The organism is Bradyrhizobium sp. PMVTL-01 (genome assembly GCF_051861855.1).
In the GTDB taxonomy this organism is placed as follows: domain Bacteria; phylum Pseudomonadota; class Alphaproteobacteria; order Rhizobiales; family Xanthobacteraceae; genus Bradyrhizobium.
The window spans coordinates 268,104-286,085 of sequence record NZ_CP193983.1 but is presented as its reverse complement, the minus strand read 5'-3'; the positions used below and the strand labels follow the sequence as shown (position 1 = coordinate 286,085).

Here is a 17,982-nt window from a genome sequence, read left to right as displayed (position 1 = left end):
TTGTTGCGCGGTGCCCGGTTTCGTCTCGTGGTGCGGAGCGGGCGGCGGCGTCGCCCGTTGCAACCACACAAAACTGTGACGACTTGATGCACATAACCGCTTCAGCGCTACCATGCCTTGCACAGGAGCAGCGTTCGCCAGGCGTTCTCGCGCTTCTGGCGATCCGCGGCGCTAGGACCCGCGCGAATTTCCGCTTCCAATTCATGTCGATATGATCCTAGAAGAGCCAAGTGGCCGGACGCCTCGCCAAACCGGACTTCACGGTGCATCCGACGGCATGCGAGAGATCTGCCTTACATCCTGCCCGACATCAAGACGGTGCGGAAGGTGACGGCAGGGCCGCTCGGCACGAAGCCGCTCAAGCTGCTGGAGCCCAAGGGCATCACCGGCCTTGCCTATTAAGACAACGGCTTCAAGCAGATGAGCGCGAACAAGAAGCTGATTGCGCCCGCGGACCACCAGGGCGTCAAATTCGGCATCCAGTCCTCGCGCGTGCTGCAGGCCCAGTTCAAGGCGCTCGGCTCGCTGCCGCAGGTGATGGCATTCTCGGAAGTCTACCAGGCGCTGCAGACCGGCGTCGTGGACGGTCAGGAGAACACCTGGTCGAACATCTACGCCCAGAAGATGCACGAGGTTCAGAAGTAATCGCCGAGACCAATCACAACTACATCGGCTACGTCGTGATCGTGAACAAGAAGTTCTGGGACGATCTGCCGGCCGACATCCGCGACCAGCTGTTGAAGGCGATGAGGAGGCGACCGACTTCAGCAACGCGCAGTCGGAGGAAAACCACGACGCGCTGGCCGAGATCAAGAAGAGCAGCAAGAGCGAAATCATCAAGCTCACGCCCGAGCAGGACGAGGCGATGCGCAAGGCGATGGAGCCGGTCTACAAGCATGCCACCGGCCGCATCGGCCAGGGGCTGATCGACGAATTCCTGAAGGAAGCCAAGAGCACGACGAGCTGACCGCCGCACGCGGCCGACCATGAGGCCAACAAGCAGAAGAACCCGAATGACTCGAATGCCCGGGCGCTGTCGGGTCAGAAGATAGCGAGCGCCGCACGGAGTCAGTGGAAGCCGGATGAAGATCCGCTCCCACTCGGAGGAGTGCGCGGCACCAATTTCGGTAGGCAAAACGGTCGCCAGCCGTCTCGAAGGACGACGCGTCCACTCAGGCGTCGTCAAGCTCTACTGCCAGCCGGGAACGTCGCGCATGTCGGGCAGCTGATGGGCGATGCCCTTGTGGCAGTCGATGCAGGTCTTTTCCTTGTTGAAGAGGAAGCGCTGGTGCGCCACCGATGCCCGCGGCGATTGCTTGGTGATGTCCATGGAATCGGCGCTATGGCAGTTGCGACATTCCAGGGAATCGTTGGCTTTGAAGCGCGCCCATTCGTGCGCGGCAAGCTCGAGCCGGTGATCCAGGAATTTCTCTCGCGTGTCGATCGTGCCGAAGATCTTGCCCCAGACCTCCTTGGAAGCCTGCATCTTGCGCGCGATCTTGTCGGTCCAGTTGTGCGGCACGTGGCAGTCCGGGCAGGTCGCGCGCACCCCGGAGCGGTTGGAGAAGTGGATGGTCGACTTCAGCTCGGCGTAAACATTGTCCTTCATCTCGTGGCAGCCGGTGCAGAACTTCTCGGTGTTGGTGATTTCCAGCGCGGTGTTGAAGCCGCCCCAGAAGATCACGCCGGCGATGAAACCGGCCAGCACCAGGGTGCCGAGGGCGAACACCGCGCTCGGCCGGGTCAGCACCTGCCAGAGCTCGAGCAGAAACGCCCAGCTTCGCGCGATGAGACCGCGCTTGGCATTCAGCTCCGCATTGGGATGATCGGCAGTCGTCGTCATCTGCGGCCACCCGGGCTCGCGCGCGATAGCAGCGTGTCGATGTCGGTGAAATCGTTGCTGACCGGCGGATTGGCGGTGTTCTGCGGCACGTGGCATTCGGTGCAGAAGAAGCGGCGTGGCGAGACCGAGGCCAGGAACTGGCCGTCGCGATCCATGAAGTGCGTGATCGAGACCATCGGGGCCTGCGACTCGGCGGTACGGGCCCGCGCATGGCAGGACAGGCATTTGTTGCCGTTGAGGTCGACCTGATAGCCGTCGATGTTGTGCGGGATGACGGGCGGCTGCTCCGGATAATTGCGAACCTCCCTCTCGGAGGTGTTGCGGTTCGGCAGCATGGGCGGCGCCGGTCCCTCGTCGTTGAGCGGGGTCGGGCCGCGCAGGCCGGAGGTCACTGTCTGCGCCCTCACCGAGCTCGTGCCCGCCGCGATCGCCAAGGCGAGCAGGATGATTGCGGATCGTTTCATCATGACATGTTCACCCGCTCGATGCGCACGGCGCATTTCTTGAAATCGGTCTGCAGCGAGATCGGATCGGTGGCGTCGAGCGTCACCTTGTTGATCAGCTTGGATTCGTCGAACCACGGCACGAACACGAGTCCGCGCGGCGGCCGGTCGCGGCCGCGCGTCTCGACGCGGGCGCGGATGAAGCCGCGGCGCGAGACCACCTTCACCTCGTCGCCGCGCCGTAGCTTCATGTCCTGCGCATCGTCCGGATGCATGAAGCAGACGGCTTCGGGAAAGGCCTTGAAAAGCTCGGGCACGCGGCGCGTCATTGTGCCGGAATGCCAGTGCTCCAGCACGCGGCCGGTCGAGAGCCAGTAGGGATATTCGTTGTCCGGCGATTCCGCCGGCGGCTCGTAAGGCAGCGCGAAGATGCGGGCCTTGCCGTCGGCATGGCCGTAGAACTGCACGTTGGTGCCCTGTTTGACGTAGGGGTCGCTGCCTTCGCGGAAGCGCCACTTCGTCTCCTGGCCGTTGACGACGGGCCAGCGCAGGCCGCGCTCTCTATGGTAGGTGTCGAACGGCGCGAGGTCGTGGCCATGATCGCGGCCGAACTGCGCGTACTCCTCGAACAGGCCTTTCTGCACGTAGAAGCCGAACGCCTTCGCTTCCTCGTTGGCGTAGCCTTGTTCGATCTCCGTCGTGGGGAATTTGTCGACCTGGCCGTTCTTGTAGAGCACTTCGAACAGCGTCCTGCTGCGATATTCCGGTTTCTTGGCAATTAGCTCCGCGGGCCAGATCTCCTCGATCTTGAAGCGCTTGGAGAATTCCATGAGCTGCCACAGGTCGGATTTGGCTTCGCCTGGTGCCGTGACCAACTGGTGCCAGAACTGCGTGCGCCGCTCGGCATTGCCGTAGGCGCCTTCCTTCTCCACCCACATCGCAGTCGGCAGGATCAGATCGGCGGCGAGCGCCGTCACGGTCGGATAGGCGTCCGAGACCACGATGAAATTGTCGGGATTGCGGAAGCCCGGATAGGTCTCCTCGCTGGCGTTGGGACCGGCCTGGAGGTTGTTGTTGACCTGCACCCAACAGGCGTTGATCAGGCCGTCCTTCAGCATCCGGCTTTGCAGCACGGCGTGGGCGCCGGGCTTGTCCGGAATGGTGCCTTCGGGCAATTGCCAGATCTGCTCGGTGTGGTCGCGATGCGCCTTGTTGGTCACCACCATGTCGGCGGGCAGGCGGTGCGAGAACGTGCCGACCTCGCGCGCGGTGCCGCAGGCAGATGGCTGGCCGGTCAGCGAGAACGGGCTGTTGCCGGGCGCGGAGATTTTCCCGGTCAGGAGATGGATGTTGTAGACGAGGTTGTTGCACCAGACGCCGCGGGTGTGCTGGTTGAAGCCCATGGTCCAGAACGAGACCACTTTCGTCTTGGGATCGGCGTAGAGCTCGGCGAGCGCTTCGAGGCGGTTGAGCGGCACGCCGGACATTTCGGCGGCTTTCTCTAGCGTGTACTCGGACACGAACTTGATGAATTCGTCATAGCTCATGTCGGTTGAGTCGTTGGCTTTGGCCGCACCGGTCGCCTTCTTCTGCAGCGGGTGGTCCGGCCGCAATCCGTAACCGATGTCGGTCTGGCCCCGCTTGAACACGGTATGCGCGGCGACGAAGTCCTTGTTGACGCGGCCGGTCTTGATGATGTGGTTGGCGATAGCGTTGAGGATGTAGAGGTCGGTCTGCGGCTTGAACACCATGCCGATGTCGGCGAGGTCGAACGAGCGGTGCTCGAAGGTGGAGAGCACGGCGACGCGGACATGGGGCGCGGACAGCCGGCGGTCGGCTAAACGCGTCCACAGGATGGGATGCATCTCCGCCATGTTGGATCCCCATAGCACGAAGGCATCGGCGGCCTCGATGTCGTCGTAGCAGCCGGCCGGCTCGTCGGTGCCGAAGGTGCGCATCATGCCGGCGACCGCCGAGGCCATGCAGTGCCGCGCGTTGGGGTCGATGTTGTTGGTGCGGAAGCCGGCCTTGAACAGCTTCGACGCCGCATAGCCCTCCCAGATCGTCCACTGGCCGGAGCCGAACATGGCGACGCCGTTCGGCCCGCGCTTCTTGATCGCCTCCTTCCACTTCTGCTCCATGATGTCGAAGGCTTCGGTCCAGGACACAGGCGTGAAGTCGCCGTTCTTGTCGTACTTGCCGCCTGTCTTGCGCAGCATCGGCTGCGTCAGGCGGTCGTGGCCGTACATGATCTTGGAGAGGAAGTAGCCTTTGACACAGTTGAGGCCGCGATTGACCTCGGCCTTGATGTCGCCGTGGGTGGCGACGACGCGGTTATCCTTGGTCGCCACCATCACCGAGCAGCCGGTGCCGCAGAAGCGGCAGGCGGCCTTGTCCCATTTCAATTGGCTCGCCTCCCGCTCGGCGGCGAGGTTGGCTGCGAGCGCCGGCGCGGGAAGACCGGCGGCGGCCGCGGCGATCGCGGCGGCCTCGAGCTTGAGCATCTGGCGGCGGTCGAGCTTCGGCGATGTCATGATGGCTCTCCGGCCCTTAAGTCGTTTCGATGGCGTGGAACACCAGTGTCGCGGAATAGACGTGTTGCAGCGACTGGATCGTGTTGAGCATGGTGCCGAGGCTGCCGGCATCCGGCGCTTCGGCGACGACGACGAGCTTTCCGCGCGCGTCGCGGGCATGGATCTCGCAGCCGGGAAGCGCCGCGATCTCTGCTTCCAGTTCGGCGAGGCGCTCGGGCCGCGCCTGCACGATGATGCTGGCGATCTCGGCGCCCGGCGGGGGCGCGATGCGGTCGGCGGTGAGCAAGCGCCCGGTGATCAGGGCGCGGCGGTTGAGCTTGGCGCTGCTGGATGCGGCTTGGGCCATGATGCCTGTCTTTCGCTTGGAGCGGATCAATGCGGGGAGGGTGGGGGGCCCGGAGGGCCGGCGAACATCTGGTAGATCCAGACGCCGAGCCCATAGGAGCCGACCGTCCCGACCGCGAGGAGGGGCATCACGATTGCAGTCAGGAACAGGAACGCAAAAATTTCCATGCGCTTACGGTGCACGCGCGGCGTCGTGTCGTCGGGGGCCGACATATTCGGTCTCTCGGTAATGAGATGGGAAGCGGGACGGCATCCGGGCCGTTGCCTTATTGCACTTCTGATGCATTCGGGCCGCCATGGCGTTGATCTGGATCAACCTGCCCGCTTGCGCAGATGTCGCAGCACCAGCCTTACATCGCCTTTAACCTCGGCCCGATCAAGCTGATCGAGTCGATCAACGGCCAGAACCAAGGAGATCCCGAGCAGTGGCGTCATTTGGCCGGCGGCGGATCCCTGCCGGACGTGGGCATCTGCTCCCTCAATGTCGCTGGGCAAAGCGAAATGATCGAAGCCGATGAGGACGTAGCCGGGATCGACCAGCGCTTCGGCGATGGCGTCCGACTGCAGGTGGCGCTCGACGCTGTCAGGGAGGGCGCTTTCTGCGCGGATGCTTCTTGAGGGAGGGGATGTGGGCATAGCCGGAAAACGGAGAAGCGGTCCGGCGCAGCGCGATGACCGGGCGACCGTGTCCAGCCCGGAATCGACGCTCTGCCGCGGCGGACCACCGTAGCCGCTCGACGCACTGGGGGGCTGCTCGAGGCTCTGCAGGCGATTGATGGCCGCTGGACCTCGGGATCGAAGCGTCTGCACGCCGAGGCTCGCGCGGTTGACGCCGCTGAAGCCCAAGGCCACCGCCAGGGCTTCGTCAGGGTGCGCGGGTCGATCTCGACGGCGACTTCGGCGTCCGGCAGCACGAAGTAGGAGTAGCGCAGCGTGTCGTCGAGATCGGCGTCTCCGACGTCATGATCGTGGGTGTGCCGCCGCCGAAGTGGATGTGCGAGATCGGAACGCGGCGCCCGATGATTTCGGCGACCAGGTGTGCCTCGGAGGCCGGTGGCGTAGACGGCGATGGGATCGTCCTTCTTCGTGACCGAGGTGTGGCAGCCGCAGTACCAGCACATCGACCGGCAGAACGGTACCTGCAGACAGATCGAGGCCGCTTGCCGGGGCGAAAGGGATCCGAGCCACGCCCGGTAGTCGGATTCGCCGATCGCGAAGAAAAGCGAGGGGCGGTGGGGTAGCTGGTGTAGCGGGGAAGCCTATCCTGACCGTACGATTGCGCCAGATCCAGGGACGGGATGCCATCTGCCGGATCGAAGCCAAAAAGGCGGTATCGCCCTTGCGGCCAATGGGCGATCTCGTTGGCGGCCGGCCTCCAGGCCCTAATCTCTTGTATCTCTCCTTCGGCTGCCGGACCATCTAGCGGCTTTGAGAAGAAGCGACGTTGCTCTGGTGCAATCCTCTCGTCCTTTGGACTTCCACTCTGCCGCAGCAGCTTGGACACGTGCCTGACGACGCCGGCGAAGACCGACTGCGACGGTTCGACAACGAGGCGAAAGCCCAGATTGGTCGGCGGGACGCCGGCGGCACAGCCTCCCCGATTTCCGGTCGCGGATAAAGTCAGGAACGGTGGCCCCCTCGACGACGCGGACACCGCAATTGGTGTTGATCACGCGTTCGCGGCCGTTGTCGAGCGACGAGCGGACGAAGCAGGTGTCCGTCCACTCCCAGACGGTGCCGGCGAAGTCGTCCAGACCCTTGCTGTTGGTGCCGAAGGCGCCGCCCGGCTGGGGCGCGGAGTTTTGGGGACGGTCACGGGAGAACTCGTTCTCATATCGGGCGATCCAGGCTTGCGCAGGATCGGAAGGATCGACGAGCGGCAGTGCCTTGTCGCGTGCCTTCTCGGCGGCGGCGAAGGCCCATTCCTCGTCGGTAGGAAGCCGGTGCACGACGCCGGTCTTGCGCGTCCTCCAGGCCGCGTAGGCCGAAGCGTCGCGCCAGCTCACGCCGGTGATGGGCACGTCCGGCGAACCTTTGCCGACGGCGATGGGAAACATGCCCCCTCGTCGACACCTGTTCGCAGATGAACTTTTTCATGTTTTTGGGACTGGATGGATCGGGAGACCAGTATGCACCGCAAACGCGGGTCCGGCCATAACGTCCTGCGGGGAGCGGCATGCTGCCGTGTTAACCCGAGATGCATGGCAGGAAGTCCGGCCATCGAAGGGCGACGCTCTATGGCTTCCGTTTGAGATGACGCTGGACGCGCGGATGCTCTGCCCGAGGGCATAAGGATGCCAGCCTTCTTATCCATGCGGCCTCGACGATGACCGTCCCACGCTGCTCTGGTCACAGTGCGGGCATCGGCCGTCCATCGCGGCACCAAGCTGGCGGCCGATCTCTTCGGTCAAGACCTCGGACGCCCAGAAGCTGCCGTCGCTCTTGGCGATCCTTTTGGCACGCTCGAAAGCGTGGCTTTCGGCCGCGTCGTCTCCCACGCGGATGATGACTCCGTCGTGGAAGGGACAGACCATCGTCGCCCGGGTAGTCTCGAGCGCGTAGCGCACGAGGGCGGTGACGTTGTCGCCATTGCTGGTCATGTGGCTCTCCTCGCTCGTGAGCCGGAAGGAAACCAGCCCCGGGGCGTCCGCTGGGAGCGCCGGGGTCGATTTCTTGCTTCAAGTATTTCCTTCTGGCGCTGCAGTAGCCTGCCTGATAGCCGGCTCGTTCCGCCGAAGTCGCTCTCGAGGCGGCTTCGTGGTCTCGTCTGCAGCCCAAGGGCGGAAGCGGAGTCCGGCGTGCCTAAGAGTCCGGACGCCGCAACCGTAGAAGCACCGAACGCGCTATCCGTCCGATGGAAAGCCTACGGGGATGGCCGCGATGCACATTGACCCACCGCAACATCAGGCGGTGGAGCCGCGAATTGGCGCATGAATCGCCTGATCGCAAATTCGAGAGCCGCAGGTCCCGGTGCGCGGTCCCGTGTCAGGCTTCGCCGGAACCGGCGAAGAGCACTGTCGGCGGGGTTGCGCGTGGTGGCGGCGATCACCCTCCGTAGCTCGATCCCGGTCTGCTCCTGAGCTCATACCTTTGGGCCAGATCGAGAAGCCGCCGCCGAGTGAACGGGTCGGGCTTCTCTGCCCGGTCGCGCACCCGCTGCGTGAAGCCGCTGTAGAACGCTTCCATGACGCTACCCCACAAATTCAGCGAAGGTCAATCTTCGATCGCTGGCGAGGCTCGCGCGTCAAGAGATCGCTTGTGCCTGCTTCGCAAACGGCACTACGCTGACCGGGGCGGGGAACCCAAATGTCGCTGCTTCACCCTATCAGGAAGCCGTGCCCGCACTGTGGGCGACCGATGAAGCTCGTCCGCAACGAGGCCGCCAGAGGCAGAGAGCGCTATGTCTGTCCCGATTGCTAGGACCCGCTACGCGATCCAGCCGCCCGGAATTGGGTGGACGGCCCGCTACGGCCGCCCGCGAGATAGCCACGCGAAAAACCGACTTGGGTGGATCAGGTCCTGCGGAGCCGCCACTGGCAAGTTCGGCGTGAGCGTACCAATTCCTTTCCAGCTGCCAGATTTAGGAGGCGGGATGTCGACGGTCGCGAAGCTGCTCGCGCGGAAGCAGGCGCTCCTCGAGCGACTAGAGAGCGGTCCTGGTCCGAACGAGCGAGAAGAAATCCAGGCGCAGCTCGCCCAGATCGAGACGGTACTCAACCTGCTTGAACTGACAGATACGCCCGGTCCAAGCGAGGAGTGAACAGAGGTGGCCGGCGTCAGAGCGCGCTGGATCGTCCGGCACGTCGCCCAACTTCCGGATCAGCTTGGTGTCGCTGAAGTCGCCGTTCGACGGATCGCCGGTCCGCCAGAATGCGACTGCACCCGCGTGCACCGGCTGCCTCGACCTTCGAGAAGGCAGTATGTCTTCCCCGTCGATGCCGCGGCCAGTCCTCCCTGCTTGATTTAGCGCAAGAAACTGGAATCGCTTTCAAGATAGCTTTCTCATTCAATGGTTCATTGGAGGTCGCAATGATCATTGAGCGTCTGTCCCGGGAACATCGCAACATCGAGACGCTGCTCGCCGTGCTTGAGCGCGAGCTAGAGATTTTCGATCGCGGGGACCACCCCGACTATGAGGTCATTCGCGCGATCATCAACTACTTTGAGCTCTATCCGGAGCTGTACCATCATCCCCAAGAAGAATTGGTCTTTGCCAAGCTAAAGCTTCGAGATCCAGCTGCGGCCGCAAGGGTCGGCGATCTGACGCTTGAGCACCAAAAAGGGACCCAGCGTTTGCGCCTCGTGGCGCAGGCGATCGACAGTGTTCTGGCTGATCGAGAGATTCTTCGGCAGAATGTTAACAACATCATTCGCGATTTCATAAAGAGCGAGCGGCGCCACATCATGATCGAAGACCGCGATTTCTTTCCCGCCGCGCTCAAGGCTCTCAAGCCTGCAGATTGGACTGAGATCGCTTCGGCCACAACCAATTATGCGGATCCGCTGTTTAGCGAGGCCGCCGAAGAAACCTTCGACGCGCTACGAGCGCGCATCTTGCAGATGGAGCAAGAGTCCGAAGTCGAACGGCGTTAGAGCGTGCTGCGGCTAGTGACGAGCGTCCTAATGGCAAATTCTGTGCCTTATTCGAGTCTATGGAAGACAGTTAGATCAATTGCGCGCAGAAGCCTCCCGAATTGCACGTGGAAGTCAGGTCGATTGGCACATTTTTTTGCTTCGAGAGCGCTGAAGAAAAGGCGTTCACGCTGTTTGTCCCGCCTGTACCGCAATAGCGATCCGGCTAGTTGCGACCGTGGTTTGCGCGCTTTATCCTCAATTGGAGCAGTCTTTCGCGATGCACGTGTCAGCTATGGGGGAGGGCTAGCAGATCGTTGATCTAGATTATTTCGCTATACCGCCAAGAAACGCATGCAGCGCATCGGATACGAGGAAGGTCCCATATGGCGCCGGTCTTAGCACCTCATGACTGAAATGCCCTCGCTGTGGTTCTGGGCTGTTCCATCGCGAGTGGTATGAACGCATCGATCTCAGGAAGCCCAAGAGCTCTGGCGCTGCTGGAACTGCGAGCGCGAATTTATCGCCGCCCGCCTGAGCGGATCGACAAGGAAATTCGTTTGATGCGCTCGGTCGGTGCGTCGAGATATCGCTTTGGTGCCCGCGCATGACGTCAGTCATTTGGAAAGGCGTTGATAGGAATCGGCGCCGAGCCCGGTCTTGCCTCATCTTTTCGAGCGCTGGTATGAAGTGCCGGACGCTGCTGTCCGCCGCGATCGTGACCATGCTTCCACTATTTAATGCGGGGGCAGAGAATCTGCCTGCTGGCAATACGTCAACGCAACTATCCGACCTTATGGTCGCGCTCCAATTCCAACACATCAAATTATGGTTCGCCGGAAGGCTCAGCAACTGGAGCTTGGCGAATTACGAGCTTCGACAGATTGAAGCCAACTTGCGGAAGGCAATGCCCCATCCATCCGAAAGCTTGCGATTGTCCCAAGCTAATGAACAGTTGCAAGCCCTGGATCGTGCGATTGAACTGAAGGATAGTGCAGCTTTCGCCAAGGCTTACTCGGATCTCACGAACGGATGCAATACCTGCCACCGCGCCAGCGGATTCGGTTCGATTACCATCCAGGTGCCGGTCAATTCGCCGTTCGGCGATCAGCTTTTCGCGGATCAGATCGCGCAGGGTCGTGCGCTCGCTCGGGGTACCTGCGGTCTCTGTCACGTCATCTCGGATTCTTTAAGGGAGACACCAGCCTTTCGTTTACCTGCGCCAAGCTTCAGCGAAATTGCCAGCCGGCCATCTTTTTCAGCCAACGATCTCCGACAGCTATTGACCTCAAACCACCGTCGCGTAGGCCCGAACCAGGCAATGCTCAAGCCAAAGCTCGTCGAATACCAGATTGACGCGATCGTGGCGTTCTTCGAGACTTTGCAGGCCGACCGGGCTCGCTAAGAGCCGAGCCTACGTTGCTGTCGCGGCGATCAGCGTTCTAGCAAGCCTAGATGCCGTAATGGGCCTCGCTCCGAGCAAGGGTCATGATGGTGGCTGTCCCCCGATAGATGATGAGGGGTGACCTGCCACTGCATTTTCATCCAGCGGCAGTTAGAGTCTCGGGGTTTTGTACGCCAAGTGGCGCGGATGGAGCAACGGACGATCGGCGGAGCTGGTCGGGGTTGCGCAGCCGATCGTCCGTTGCGGTGAGGTGGGCGGCGTAGGCCGCGGGGTCAGGTATTTCAGCGACGAGTGGGGACGCTGGAGATTGTAGTCGGCGACCCAGTTGGCGATCTTGGCGCGGGCGTCATCGAGATCGAAGAACAGGGTCTCGTTGAGTAGCTCATCGCGCATCCGGCCATTGAAACTCTCGACGAAGCCGTTCTGCATCGGCTTTCCCGGCGCAATGAAGTGCCAATCGATGGCTGCGTCCTTGCACCAAGCGAGCATGGCGTTGCAGGTGAATTCGGTGCCATGGTCGGACACGATCATTCCTGGCTTGCCGCGTCGCTGGACGATTGCCGTCAGTTCGCGGGCCACGCGCCGCCCCGAGATCGACGTCTCCGGAATGGCGCCCAGGCATTCCTTGGTGACATCGTCGACGATGTTGAGGATGCGGAAGCGTCGGCCAGTGGCGAACTGGTCGTGGACGAAGTCCCGCGACCAGCGCGCGTTCGGCCTCGCCTCGACCAGGATCGGGGCACGGGTCCCCACGGCCTTGCGGCGAGCCCGCCGTTTGCGGACGGTGAGCCCTTCCTCGCGGTAAAGCCGGTAGATCACGAAGCCAGTGGGCAGCGCACAGCGGAGCGTGGCCTAGCTGCGGAGGCGACGGCTACCCCTTGGCGCGCAAGAGCTGATACTCCCCTCCTGTGCCGCCGCTGCTGTTATGAGGCGCTGGAGCGCTTCCTGGGCGCGCACAAGAAGCTGTTCGGCACAGCCATTACACTCGCCGCCGGCTACTGGATCGGCTGGAGCGCGCAAGATAACCGCCCGTTTCATGCTCGAAGTGAGACAGGGCGCGCTTGAGGTACGCGAGCCGGGGGACCACGGCAACAACTAAAATGACCGTACTAACGGACGTTGAGCGACCGTTACAGAGCTCATTGCAAAGCTCGTTTACCGCGACAGGAGACGACAACGCGACATACGCGAGGCGGCCTCGACAACATGGCGGCAGCTACGACACCGGGCGGCTGTGCGGGTGCGCGAGACCTCAATTTGGCCCGACGTAGCTGGCAGGCGTCAGCCCACCCATGTTCCTGGCGGGTGCCGCTCGTCGCGCGCTCTCCTTGCTTCAACCATCGCATCATAGGTACGCCTCAGCTCGGATCCGGGCGGGGCCTCGGCCCCTTCCTTCAACCACTCAAGTAGGAACTCATTTTTTGAACCGGACACGCCTGTGGTAGTTTACTCGTATCACCGGCTTCGGCTCTGTCCGTAGGCGTCGGTGGCTGAGAGACCGAGTGCGCTCAGTTGGCGTGCCGCATCCAGACCGGACTTTAAAGCCTTGATCTGCGCGCTCCCAAAGCGGCGGCCTCTAACGCAGCGTCGATGGTCGTAAACCGCGTTTTCGCCTGCTTGGGAGCAGATACCTTTGTGATCAACCACATGCTGCTAGTGCAGCCAGCACATTCATAAAGCTTTAGCTCAGCGCCTTCAGCCACGGGATAAAGTGCCCTAAGCACTCTAGGTTGGCAGCAACTTATGCATCCCGCTTCGCCGTGCACGCTCGTCTCCATAGAAAGCATTCCGGCCTCCAACAAGAAGCCAGAGTCTGGTGTCGAAGGCAACGGCAGCGAGTGGAATATTGGGAGGCGTGCTAAAGCGGCCACAGGACGCAACCTGCCGATTTCCGGTTGTCATCAGTATTCGACCGGTGGTGCAGCCTACATCATCGAAACTTACTCTGCTGGGCGATGACGCGGGCCAATGCACCAACGCTACTGAAGTGTCCCGAGATAATCCATAGGACGGCTGCACTCCTTACAAACCGCTAAGCTTCTTCGTCGACTGGGACAGGGCCAAGCACGCGCGTCACGACCTCGTCGACAAATTCTGTACTCCTCATGGCCTCCTGCCGACCTCGCCTTGACAGCGATTGCAGCAGGGATCGAGGAAAGGACGTTCCGGAGACTAGCGCGAAGCTACCGAGGTTTCGACTACATCGCCGCGATCGACCGCGATAGTCGTAGGCTCACGCCCAAGCAATTCGCAGACGTGCAAAGCTGCCTCAGGCGCTTTGCGTACTGACATGCGCGTCGACATTGGTTTGATCGCGCGATGCTCTTCCGAGATCGCCAAGCTGCCGCCTTCTAGCGGCTGCCGACGTGCCTTGACAATGGCTCAAGCCTAGCAGATCCCCGACGCGGGACTTCCGAGTTCCTCATCGTACGGACTGACTCTCTGTTCATGTTATGTTCTTTTCGCGGCTGGCGCATGCAAACCAGAAAGCACATGCAACGGATGGCCGCCGCCGGCAGAAAGGCACCTGCCTGGCTCGGACCGGCGCCGCGCGAAGACCTGCCCCCGGAATACTGGCAAGCCCTCCTAGACGACCCTCGCGCCGACGGGGCCAATCCAATACCCCGTGCATCCGGACGCGCGCTGCGCCTGGACAAAATTCGTCAGCATTTACTGAGGGTGAGTTGCCGCCGCTGTGGCCGGACCGTCGAGATCCAAAAGGCCGATGCCATCCGGCTGTACGGGCAGGTCGCGATCTGGCGGGATGTCGGGCAGCGCCTGCTGGACAACACGTGCACGATCCGGCGAAAGCTGGAACAAGCGCATGTGGGCGAACGGCGGGCCGATCGACCCGTGAACGACTGTCGATCAGGCCATCAACGGCGGCTACGCGTGGCTCGAGATCGAGTGCTCGCGATGCAAGACCCGCCGGAACGTAGACCTCGCGACGCTGCGCCACCCTCCGACCACTTTCGTCCACGACCTGGCGAGCCGACTCCGCTGCAGCAAGTGCGCCAAGGCCAATCGCCGACGGCCTGCCGCGCTGCTACAGTTGGCGCAGCGCCCTCGCCAGGCCGCTCCGGAGGCCTGACGATGTGCAATCTATATTCGATCACTACCAATCAGGCCGCTATCAGCGCACTGTTCCGTGTCGCTAACCGATACGTCGGCAATCTCGCGCCGATGCCCGGCGTTTTTCCCGACTACAAGGCGCCGATCGTCCGGAGCGGGGCCGAGGGCCGGGAGCTCGTTACCGCGCGCTGGGGGATGCCGTCGTCGTCGAAGGCACTGATGGACGCTACGAAGAAGCGCGCCGAGAAGCTGCAGGCCAGGGGCAAGCAGGCCGATTTCAACGAACTGCTCAGGATGGAGCCGGATTCGGGAACCACCAACATCCGCAACGTGAAGAGCAAACACTGGACGCGGTGGCTGGGTCCTGAGCACCGCTGTATGGTGCCGTTCAACTCGTTCAGCGAGTTCAACAAGGCCGAGGGCGGCGATATCTGGTTCGCGCTCGACGAGAGCCGTCCGCTCGTCTGCTTCGCCGGCATTTGGACCAACTGGACCTCGGTCCGGAAGGTCAAGGAAGGCGAGACCACCAACGACCTCTACGCGTTCCTGACGACGGAGCCGAACGCGGAGGTCGGTGCCATCCATCCGAAGGCGATGCCGGTGATCCTGACGACGCCCGAGGAGGTCGAGACCTGGATGACCGCGCCGCCAGACGAGGCACTGCGGCTGCAGCGGCCGCTTCCGGACGGGGTGCTGCGGATCGTCGCCCGCGGCGTGAAGGAAGACCCTTCGCCGACGACGTAACATTCTCCACAGGCCCGCGGAACACGTGGACAAGCTCAAGCTCTGCCGTATGGGAATCCCTGACCCGTGCTAACCGCCCGGAACACGCGGGAGGGCGGAAGGATTCGTCCCGGCAGGAGCAAATTCTCGATGCTGATGACGAAGAAACGACGATCGGCGACCCGGACGCTGCGGGGCTGGGCGATCTCGGTGCTGCAGGAGGCAGGTGCCATCCGCGAGTGCGAGGAGCACGGTTGGATGCAGGACCGCGCCGACCCGCACGCCCGCGAGCGGGCCTTCGACATCGCAGGTCGGGATTCACCAAGCGGCTTCTCTTCGGAGGAGGCTGTGGCCGAGGTGCGCGATGTTCTGGATTCGATCGGCGATTCCTGTCCGGAGTGCCCCTCCGAAACCATCTAGGCCGTCTCTTCTCTCGACCGGCGGCCGAACGGGGTTCGCAGGCGAGTGAGTTCGATCCACGCCAACGCGGCGTTGATCCATCTCTGCCGCTCGGCTCCATCGGCTTCCGCGGCGAACTTCATCGCCGCAAACGCCTCGCGCTCGGGGTCGTACTCGACGTTCACGGTCTGAATATAATCGCTGATCGTAAACGATCACGCCGCGATGTGGCCGTAGAAATCCGGGGCGGCCACCACGGCCAACCGTCACGCGGACTTCCGCTGCGGCTTGGCCGGTTTTTTCCCCGTCGCTTCCTTCGCCGCCTTCTTGCCCTCGATGGACATCAGCATTTCCTTCTGGCCGGCCGCCGCCTTTCGCGGCTTCTTGGCGGGCTTTGCGGCCTTCGCCGGCCCGGCCTCCTTGCCGACGGACCGGCGCAGCGCCTCCATCAGATCGACCACGTTGGTCGATGCTGGGCGCTCCTTCGGGGTGATCGGCTTGCCGGCCCGCTTTTGATTGATCAAGTCGATCAGCGCCGTCTCATACTGGTCCTCGAACTTATCGGGTTCGAAAGAGCCGGACTTCTGGTCCACGATGTGACGGGCGAGATCGAGCATGTCCTTGGTGACTTTGACATCTTGGATCTCGTCGAAATACTCCTTCGGGTCCCGTACTTCGTAAGGGTACCGCAGCAACGTCCCCATCAAGCCCTTGCTTAGTGGCTCCATCGCGATGATGTGCTCGCGGTTGGTCAGCACCACGCGACCGATCGCGACCTTGTCCATCTCGCGGATGGTGTCGCGGATCACCGCGAACGCGTCGTGCCCGACTTTCCCGTCCGGGCGCAGATAATAGGGACGGATCAGGTAGCGCGGATCGATGTCGCTGCGGTCGACGAATTCGTCGATCTCGATGGTGCGCGTCGACTCGAGCGCGATCTCTTCGAGCTCCTCCTTGGTGACCTCAATGAACTGATCCTTCTCGAGCTGGTAGCCCTTGACGATATCCTCGTTCGGCACCTCGTCGCCCGTGTCCGCGTCGACCTTCACGTACTTGATGCGGTGGCCGGTCGCGCGGTTCAGCTGGTTGAACGAGATCTTCTCGGACTCGGACGTCGCCGGATAGAGGGCCACTGGACAGGTCACCAGTGACAGCCGCAAGAAGCCTTTCCAGTTGGAGCGGGGGGCCATGAACGCGGTACTCCGGATGGATTGGTGCTGGATTCAAGACGAACGGAGCCTGCCGGTTCCGACATGCTCCGGGCCCGCCAACAGGAAAATTGGCGATCTGCCCGCAGCGCCCCCGGGCACGTCCGAAAACGTCGTGAATCGCTTGTTTTCCAGATACCTCATGGAGCTTTTGGCCGGTATTGTGGACCCATGGACGCGCTGACCCAGCCCCTCAGAGACGGGCAAACTCCGTACACGGCGGACCTGGCCGCAATGGCCGACGCGTTGGCTCAGTCGGCCGATTACAGGGTCCTTCGGCGCCTGATCCCCCGGTCTCCCTACACGCCGGCCGCCGGGCAGGATGTCCGGACGGGCCTTCTTCTCGACACCGAGACGACCGGCCTGGATTACCGCACCGACGAAATCATCGAGCTCGGGATGGTTAAGTTCGACTACACGCCCGACGGCCGCATCGTCGGCATCAGAGACACGTTCTCCGCATTCAACGAACCCAGTGCGCCGATCTCCGTGGAAGTGACGGCGCTCACCGGCATCACCAACGAAATGGTTGCGGGACGCAAATTCGACGATGCCGCCGTGAACGCACTCGTCGACGGGGCGCTCATCACGATCGCACATAACAGTAGTTTCGACAGGAAGTTCGCGGAGCGCTACTGGTCGGTCTTCGAGCGGATGGCCTGGGGCTGCAGCATGAGCGAGATTGACTGGTGCAAACACGGCTTCGCCGGCTCGCAGCTCGGCTATCTGCTGAACGGCGCCGGCTACTTCCACCAGGCGCACCGCGCGGTCGACGACTGCCACGCTTTGCTGGAGGTGCTCGCTTTCGAACTGCCGACGACGGGCTCGCCGGCACTGGCGCTGCTGCTCGAGACCGCCCGCAAGCCGACGATGCGGATCTGGGCGGAGCAGACCGCGTTCGAGCTCAAGGACTCGCTGAAGCGAAGGGGCTATCGTTGGAACGACGGAAGCGACGGGAGACCCAAGTCCTGGTTCATAGACGTCGAGGAGAGCGGCCTGGACGACGAGATCACGTTTCTGCGGACCGAGATCTACATGCAGGACGTCGAGGCGACCGTTCAGAGGCTGACCGCATTCTCCGGCCGGATCTGAGGCGGCCTAACGGCCGAGACGCTTCTCTACCCGCATGCGGCTGTTGCCGACCTTCTTGACGGCCTTCTTCACGGCCGATGCGGAGCGGCCGGTCTTCTTCGCTTCGTAGCGGACTTCGTAGTCCTGTCCCTTGGCGACGCGTGCCCGGTCCTGCTTGCGTCCACGCGCGGTCTTCTTCTTCGCTGCCGCCATCGGCTCCTCCTCCTTCGAACTGATGGCGATCCAAGGCCGCAAGGATTCCCGGGTTCCGGAAACGAATCCTGGGTCCCGGCTTTGAGGCCACCGGTTGTAGCGTTGGAGTTCGTTCCGTGGCGTCTAAAGCGGCGGCGGTCGGCGTGAAGGCGCC

The 17,982-nt window shown here is 62.6% G+C and carries 16 protein-coding genes and 3 pseudogenes; 9 read left to right on the top strand and 10 right to left on the bottom strand.

What is annotated here, in order from left to right; genetic code table 11:
• Positions 1–285: 285 nt before the first annotated feature.
• A pseudogene (locus tag ACRQ5Q_RS42215) lies at positions 286–967 on the top strand (DctP family TRAP transporter solute-binding subunit); the annotation flags it as partial.
• Positions 968–1,189: 222 nt separating this feature from the next.
• Here ACRQ5Q_RS42215 and ACRQ5Q_RS42210 read toward each other — a convergent pair.
• From ACRQ5Q_RS42210 to napE, 5 genes are read right to left on the bottom strand one after another with little or no spacing between them, the layout of a single operon-like run.
• Complete coding sequence (locus tag ACRQ5Q_RS42210; RefSeq protein ID WP_439400203.1) at positions 1,190–1,843, bottom strand: NapC/NirT family cytochrome c; 654 nt, start codon at positions 1,841–1,843, stop codon at positions 1,190–1,192.
• A complete protein-coding gene (locus tag ACRQ5Q_RS42205; RefSeq protein WP_439400202.1) occupies positions 1,840–2,310 on the bottom strand; it encodes a nitrate reductase cytochrome c-type subunit in 471 nt (156 codons plus the stop codon). Before ACRQ5Q_RS42205 ends, ACRQ5Q_RS42210 begins: the two co-directional genes overlap by 4 nt.
• The gene (gene napA / locus ACRQ5Q_RS42200) at positions 2,307–4,820 is read right to left on the bottom strand and encodes a nitrate reductase catalytic subunit NapA (protein ID WP_439400201.1); all 2,514 of its coding nucleotides are present in this window, start codon (positions 4,818–4,820) and stop codon (positions 2,307–2,309) included. Before napA ends, ACRQ5Q_RS42205 begins: the two co-directional genes overlap by 4 nt.
• Before the next feature lie 16 nt (positions 4,821–4,836).
• The gene (locus ACRQ5Q_RS42195; protein WP_439400200.1) at positions 4,837–5,166 is read right to left on the bottom strand and encodes a chaperone NapD; all 330 of its coding nucleotides are present in this window, start codon (positions 5,164–5,166) and stop codon (positions 4,837–4,839) included.
• 26 nt (positions 5,167–5,192) lie between these two features.
• Complete coding sequence (gene napE / locus ACRQ5Q_RS42190) at positions 5,193–5,378, bottom strand: periplasmic nitrate reductase, NapE protein (protein ID WP_439400199.1); 186 nt, start codon at positions 5,376–5,378, stop codon at positions 5,193–5,195.
• Positions 5,379–5,498: 120 nt separating this feature from the next.
• Between napE and ACRQ5Q_RS42185 the strand changes: the two genes are divergently transcribed.
• Positions 5,499–5,783 carry a hypothetical protein gene (locus ACRQ5Q_RS42185; RefSeq protein ID WP_439400198.1) on the top strand — a complete coding sequence of 95 codons (285 nt, stop codon included), beginning with the start codon at positions 5,499–5,501 and terminating at the stop codon, positions 5,781–5,783.
• Between the two features lie 764 nt (positions 5,784–6,547).
• Here ACRQ5Q_RS42185 and ACRQ5Q_RS42180 read toward each other — a convergent pair.
• Positions 6,548–7,222, bottom strand: coding sequence for an SUMF1/EgtB/PvdO family nonheme iron enzyme (locus tag ACRQ5Q_RS42180; RefSeq protein ID WP_439400197.1), 675 nt, complete (start codon positions 7,220–7,222; stop codon positions 6,548–6,550).
• A 249-nt stretch (positions 7,223–7,471) separates the two neighbouring features.
• Positions 7,472–7,765 carry a hypothetical protein gene (locus tag ACRQ5Q_RS42175; RefSeq protein WP_439400196.1) on the bottom strand — a complete coding sequence of 98 codons (294 nt, stop codon included), beginning with the start codon at positions 7,763–7,765 and terminating at the stop codon, positions 7,472–7,474.
• Between the two features lie 992 nt (positions 7,766–8,757).
• Here ACRQ5Q_RS42175 and ACRQ5Q_RS42170 point away from each other — a divergent pair.
• From ACRQ5Q_RS42170 to ACRQ5Q_RS42160, 3 genes are all read left to right on the top strand, one after another.
• The gene (locus tag ACRQ5Q_RS42170; protein WP_439400195.1) at positions 8,758–8,925 is read left to right on the top strand and encodes a hypothetical protein; all 168 of its coding nucleotides are present in this window, start codon (positions 8,758–8,760) and stop codon (positions 8,923–8,925) included.
• Between the two features lie 269 nt (positions 8,926–9,194).
• Complete coding sequence (locus ACRQ5Q_RS42165) at positions 9,195–9,758, top strand: hemerythrin domain-containing protein (RefSeq protein WP_439400194.1); 564 nt, start codon at positions 9,195–9,197, stop codon at positions 9,756–9,758.
• 664 nt (positions 9,759–10,422) lie between these two features.
• Positions 10,423–11,142: a c-type cytochrome gene (locus ACRQ5Q_RS42160; protein WP_439400193.1), complete on the top strand. Its 720-nt coding sequence runs from the start codon at positions 10,423–10,425 to the stop codon at positions 11,140–11,142.
• Between the two features lie 136 nt (positions 11,143–11,278).
• On the opposite strand, the pseudogene ACRQ5Q_RS42155 reads toward ACRQ5Q_RS42160, so the two are convergent.
• Positions 11,279–11,958, bottom strand: a pseudogene (locus ACRQ5Q_RS42155) (IS3 family transposase); the annotation flags it as partial.
• 1,990 nt (positions 11,959–13,948) lie between these two features.
• Between ACRQ5Q_RS42155 and ACRQ5Q_RS42150 the strand changes: the two are divergent.
• The 3 genes and pseudogenes from ACRQ5Q_RS42150 to ACRQ5Q_RS42140 form a co-directional block, all read left to right on the top strand.
• Positions 13,949–14,233: pseudogene (locus ACRQ5Q_RS42150) on the top strand (hypothetical protein); the annotation flags it as partial.
• A 2-nt stretch (positions 14,234–14,235) separates the two neighbouring features.
• Positions 14,236–14,958 carry an SOS response-associated peptidase gene (locus ACRQ5Q_RS42145; RefSeq protein WP_439400192.1) on the top strand — a complete coding sequence of 241 codons (723 nt, stop codon included), beginning with the start codon at positions 14,236–14,238 and terminating at the stop codon, positions 14,956–14,958.
• Positions 14,959–15,087: 129 nt separating this feature from the next.
• Entirely contained in the window at positions 15,088–15,357 is a 270-nt protein-coding gene (locus tag ACRQ5Q_RS42140; protein ID WP_439400191.1) for a hypothetical protein, read from the top strand.
• Between the two features lie 245 nt (positions 15,358–15,602).
• Here the strand turns inward: ACRQ5Q_RS42140 and ACRQ5Q_RS42135 are convergent, their stop codons facing one another.
• Positions 15,603–16,526: a Ku protein gene (locus tag ACRQ5Q_RS42135; protein ID WP_439400190.1), complete on the bottom strand. Its 924-nt coding sequence runs from the start codon at positions 16,524–16,526 to the stop codon at positions 15,603–15,605.
• A 189-nt stretch (positions 16,527–16,715) separates the two neighbouring features.
• On the opposite strand from ACRQ5Q_RS42135, the gene ACRQ5Q_RS42130 reads away from it, so the two are divergent.
• A complete protein-coding gene (locus ACRQ5Q_RS42130) occupies positions 16,716–17,636 on the top strand; it encodes a 3'-5' exonuclease (protein WP_439400189.1) in 921 nt (306 codons plus the stop codon).
• A gap of 6 nt (positions 17,637–17,642) precedes the next feature.
• Here the strand turns inward: ACRQ5Q_RS42130 and ACRQ5Q_RS42125 are convergent, their stop codons facing one another.
• A complete protein-coding gene (locus ACRQ5Q_RS42125) occupies positions 17,643–17,828 on the bottom strand; it encodes a DUF3606 domain-containing protein (protein ID WP_439400188.1) in 186 nt (61 codons plus the stop codon).
• Positions 17,829–17,982: the final 154 nt, after the last annotated feature.

Bases quoted from the DNA above. Each gene is read 5' to 3' on its own strand.
- napA (WP_439400201.1), bottom strand. From the start codon at position 4,820: ATGACATCGCCGAAGCTCGACCGCCGCCAGATGCTCAAGCTCGAGGCC.
- napE (WP_439400199.1), bottom strand. From the start codon at position 5,378: ATGTCGGCCCCCGACGACACGACGCCGCGCGTGCACCGTAAGCGCATG.
- ACRQ5Q_RS42170 (WP_439400195.1), top strand. From the start codon at position 8,758: ATGTCGACGGTCGCGAAGCTGCTCGCGCGGAAGCAGGCGCTCCTCGAG.
- ACRQ5Q_RS42140 (WP_439400191.1), top strand. From the start codon at position 15,088: ATGCTGATGACGAAGAAACGACGATCGGCGACCCGGACGCTGCGGGGC.
- ACRQ5Q_RS42130 (WP_439400189.1), top strand. From the start codon at position 16,716: ATGGACGCGCTGACCCAGCCCCTCAGAGACGGGCAAACTCCGTACACG.
- ACRQ5Q_RS42210 (WP_439400203.1), bottom strand. From the start codon at position 1,843: ATGACGACGACTGCCGATCATCCCAATGCGGAGCTGAATGCCAAGCGC.
- ACRQ5Q_RS42160 (WP_439400193.1), top strand. From the start codon at position 10,423: ATGAAGTGCCGGACGCTGCTGTCCGCCGCGATCGTGACCATGCTTCCA.
- ACRQ5Q_RS42165 (WP_439400194.1), top strand. From the start codon at position 9,195: ATGATCATTGAGCGTCTGTCCCGGGAACATCGCAACATCGAGACGCTG.
- ACRQ5Q_RS42185 (WP_439400198.1), top strand. From the start codon at position 5,499: ATGTCGCAGCACCAGCCTTACATCGCCTTTAACCTCGGCCCGATCAAG.
- ACRQ5Q_RS42135 (WP_439400190.1), bottom strand. From the start codon at position 16,526: ATGGCCCCCCGCTCCAACTGGAAAGGCTTCTTGCGGCTGTCACTGGTG.
- ACRQ5Q_RS42205 (WP_439400202.1), bottom strand. From the start codon at position 2,310: ATGATGAAACGATCCGCAATCATCCTGCTCGCCTTGGCGATCGCGGCG.
- ACRQ5Q_RS42180 (WP_439400197.1), bottom strand. From the start codon at position 7,222: ATGTTTCCCATCGCCGTCGGCAAAGGTTCGCCGGACGTGCCCATCACC.
- ACRQ5Q_RS42125 (WP_439400188.1), bottom strand. From the start codon at position 17,828: ATGGCGGCAGCGAAGAAGAAGACCGCGCGTGGACGCAAGCAGGACCGG.
- ACRQ5Q_RS42195 (WP_439400200.1), bottom strand. From the start codon at position 5,166: ATGGCCCAAGCCGCATCCAGCAGCGCCAAGCTCAACCGCCGCGCCCTG.
- ACRQ5Q_RS42175 (WP_439400196.1), bottom strand. From the start codon at position 7,765: ATGACCAGCAATGGCGACAACGTCACCGCCCTCGTGCGCTACGCGCTC.
- ACRQ5Q_RS42145 (WP_439400192.1), top strand. From the start codon at position 14,236: ATGTGCAATCTATATTCGATCACTACCAATCAGGCCGCTATCAGCGCA.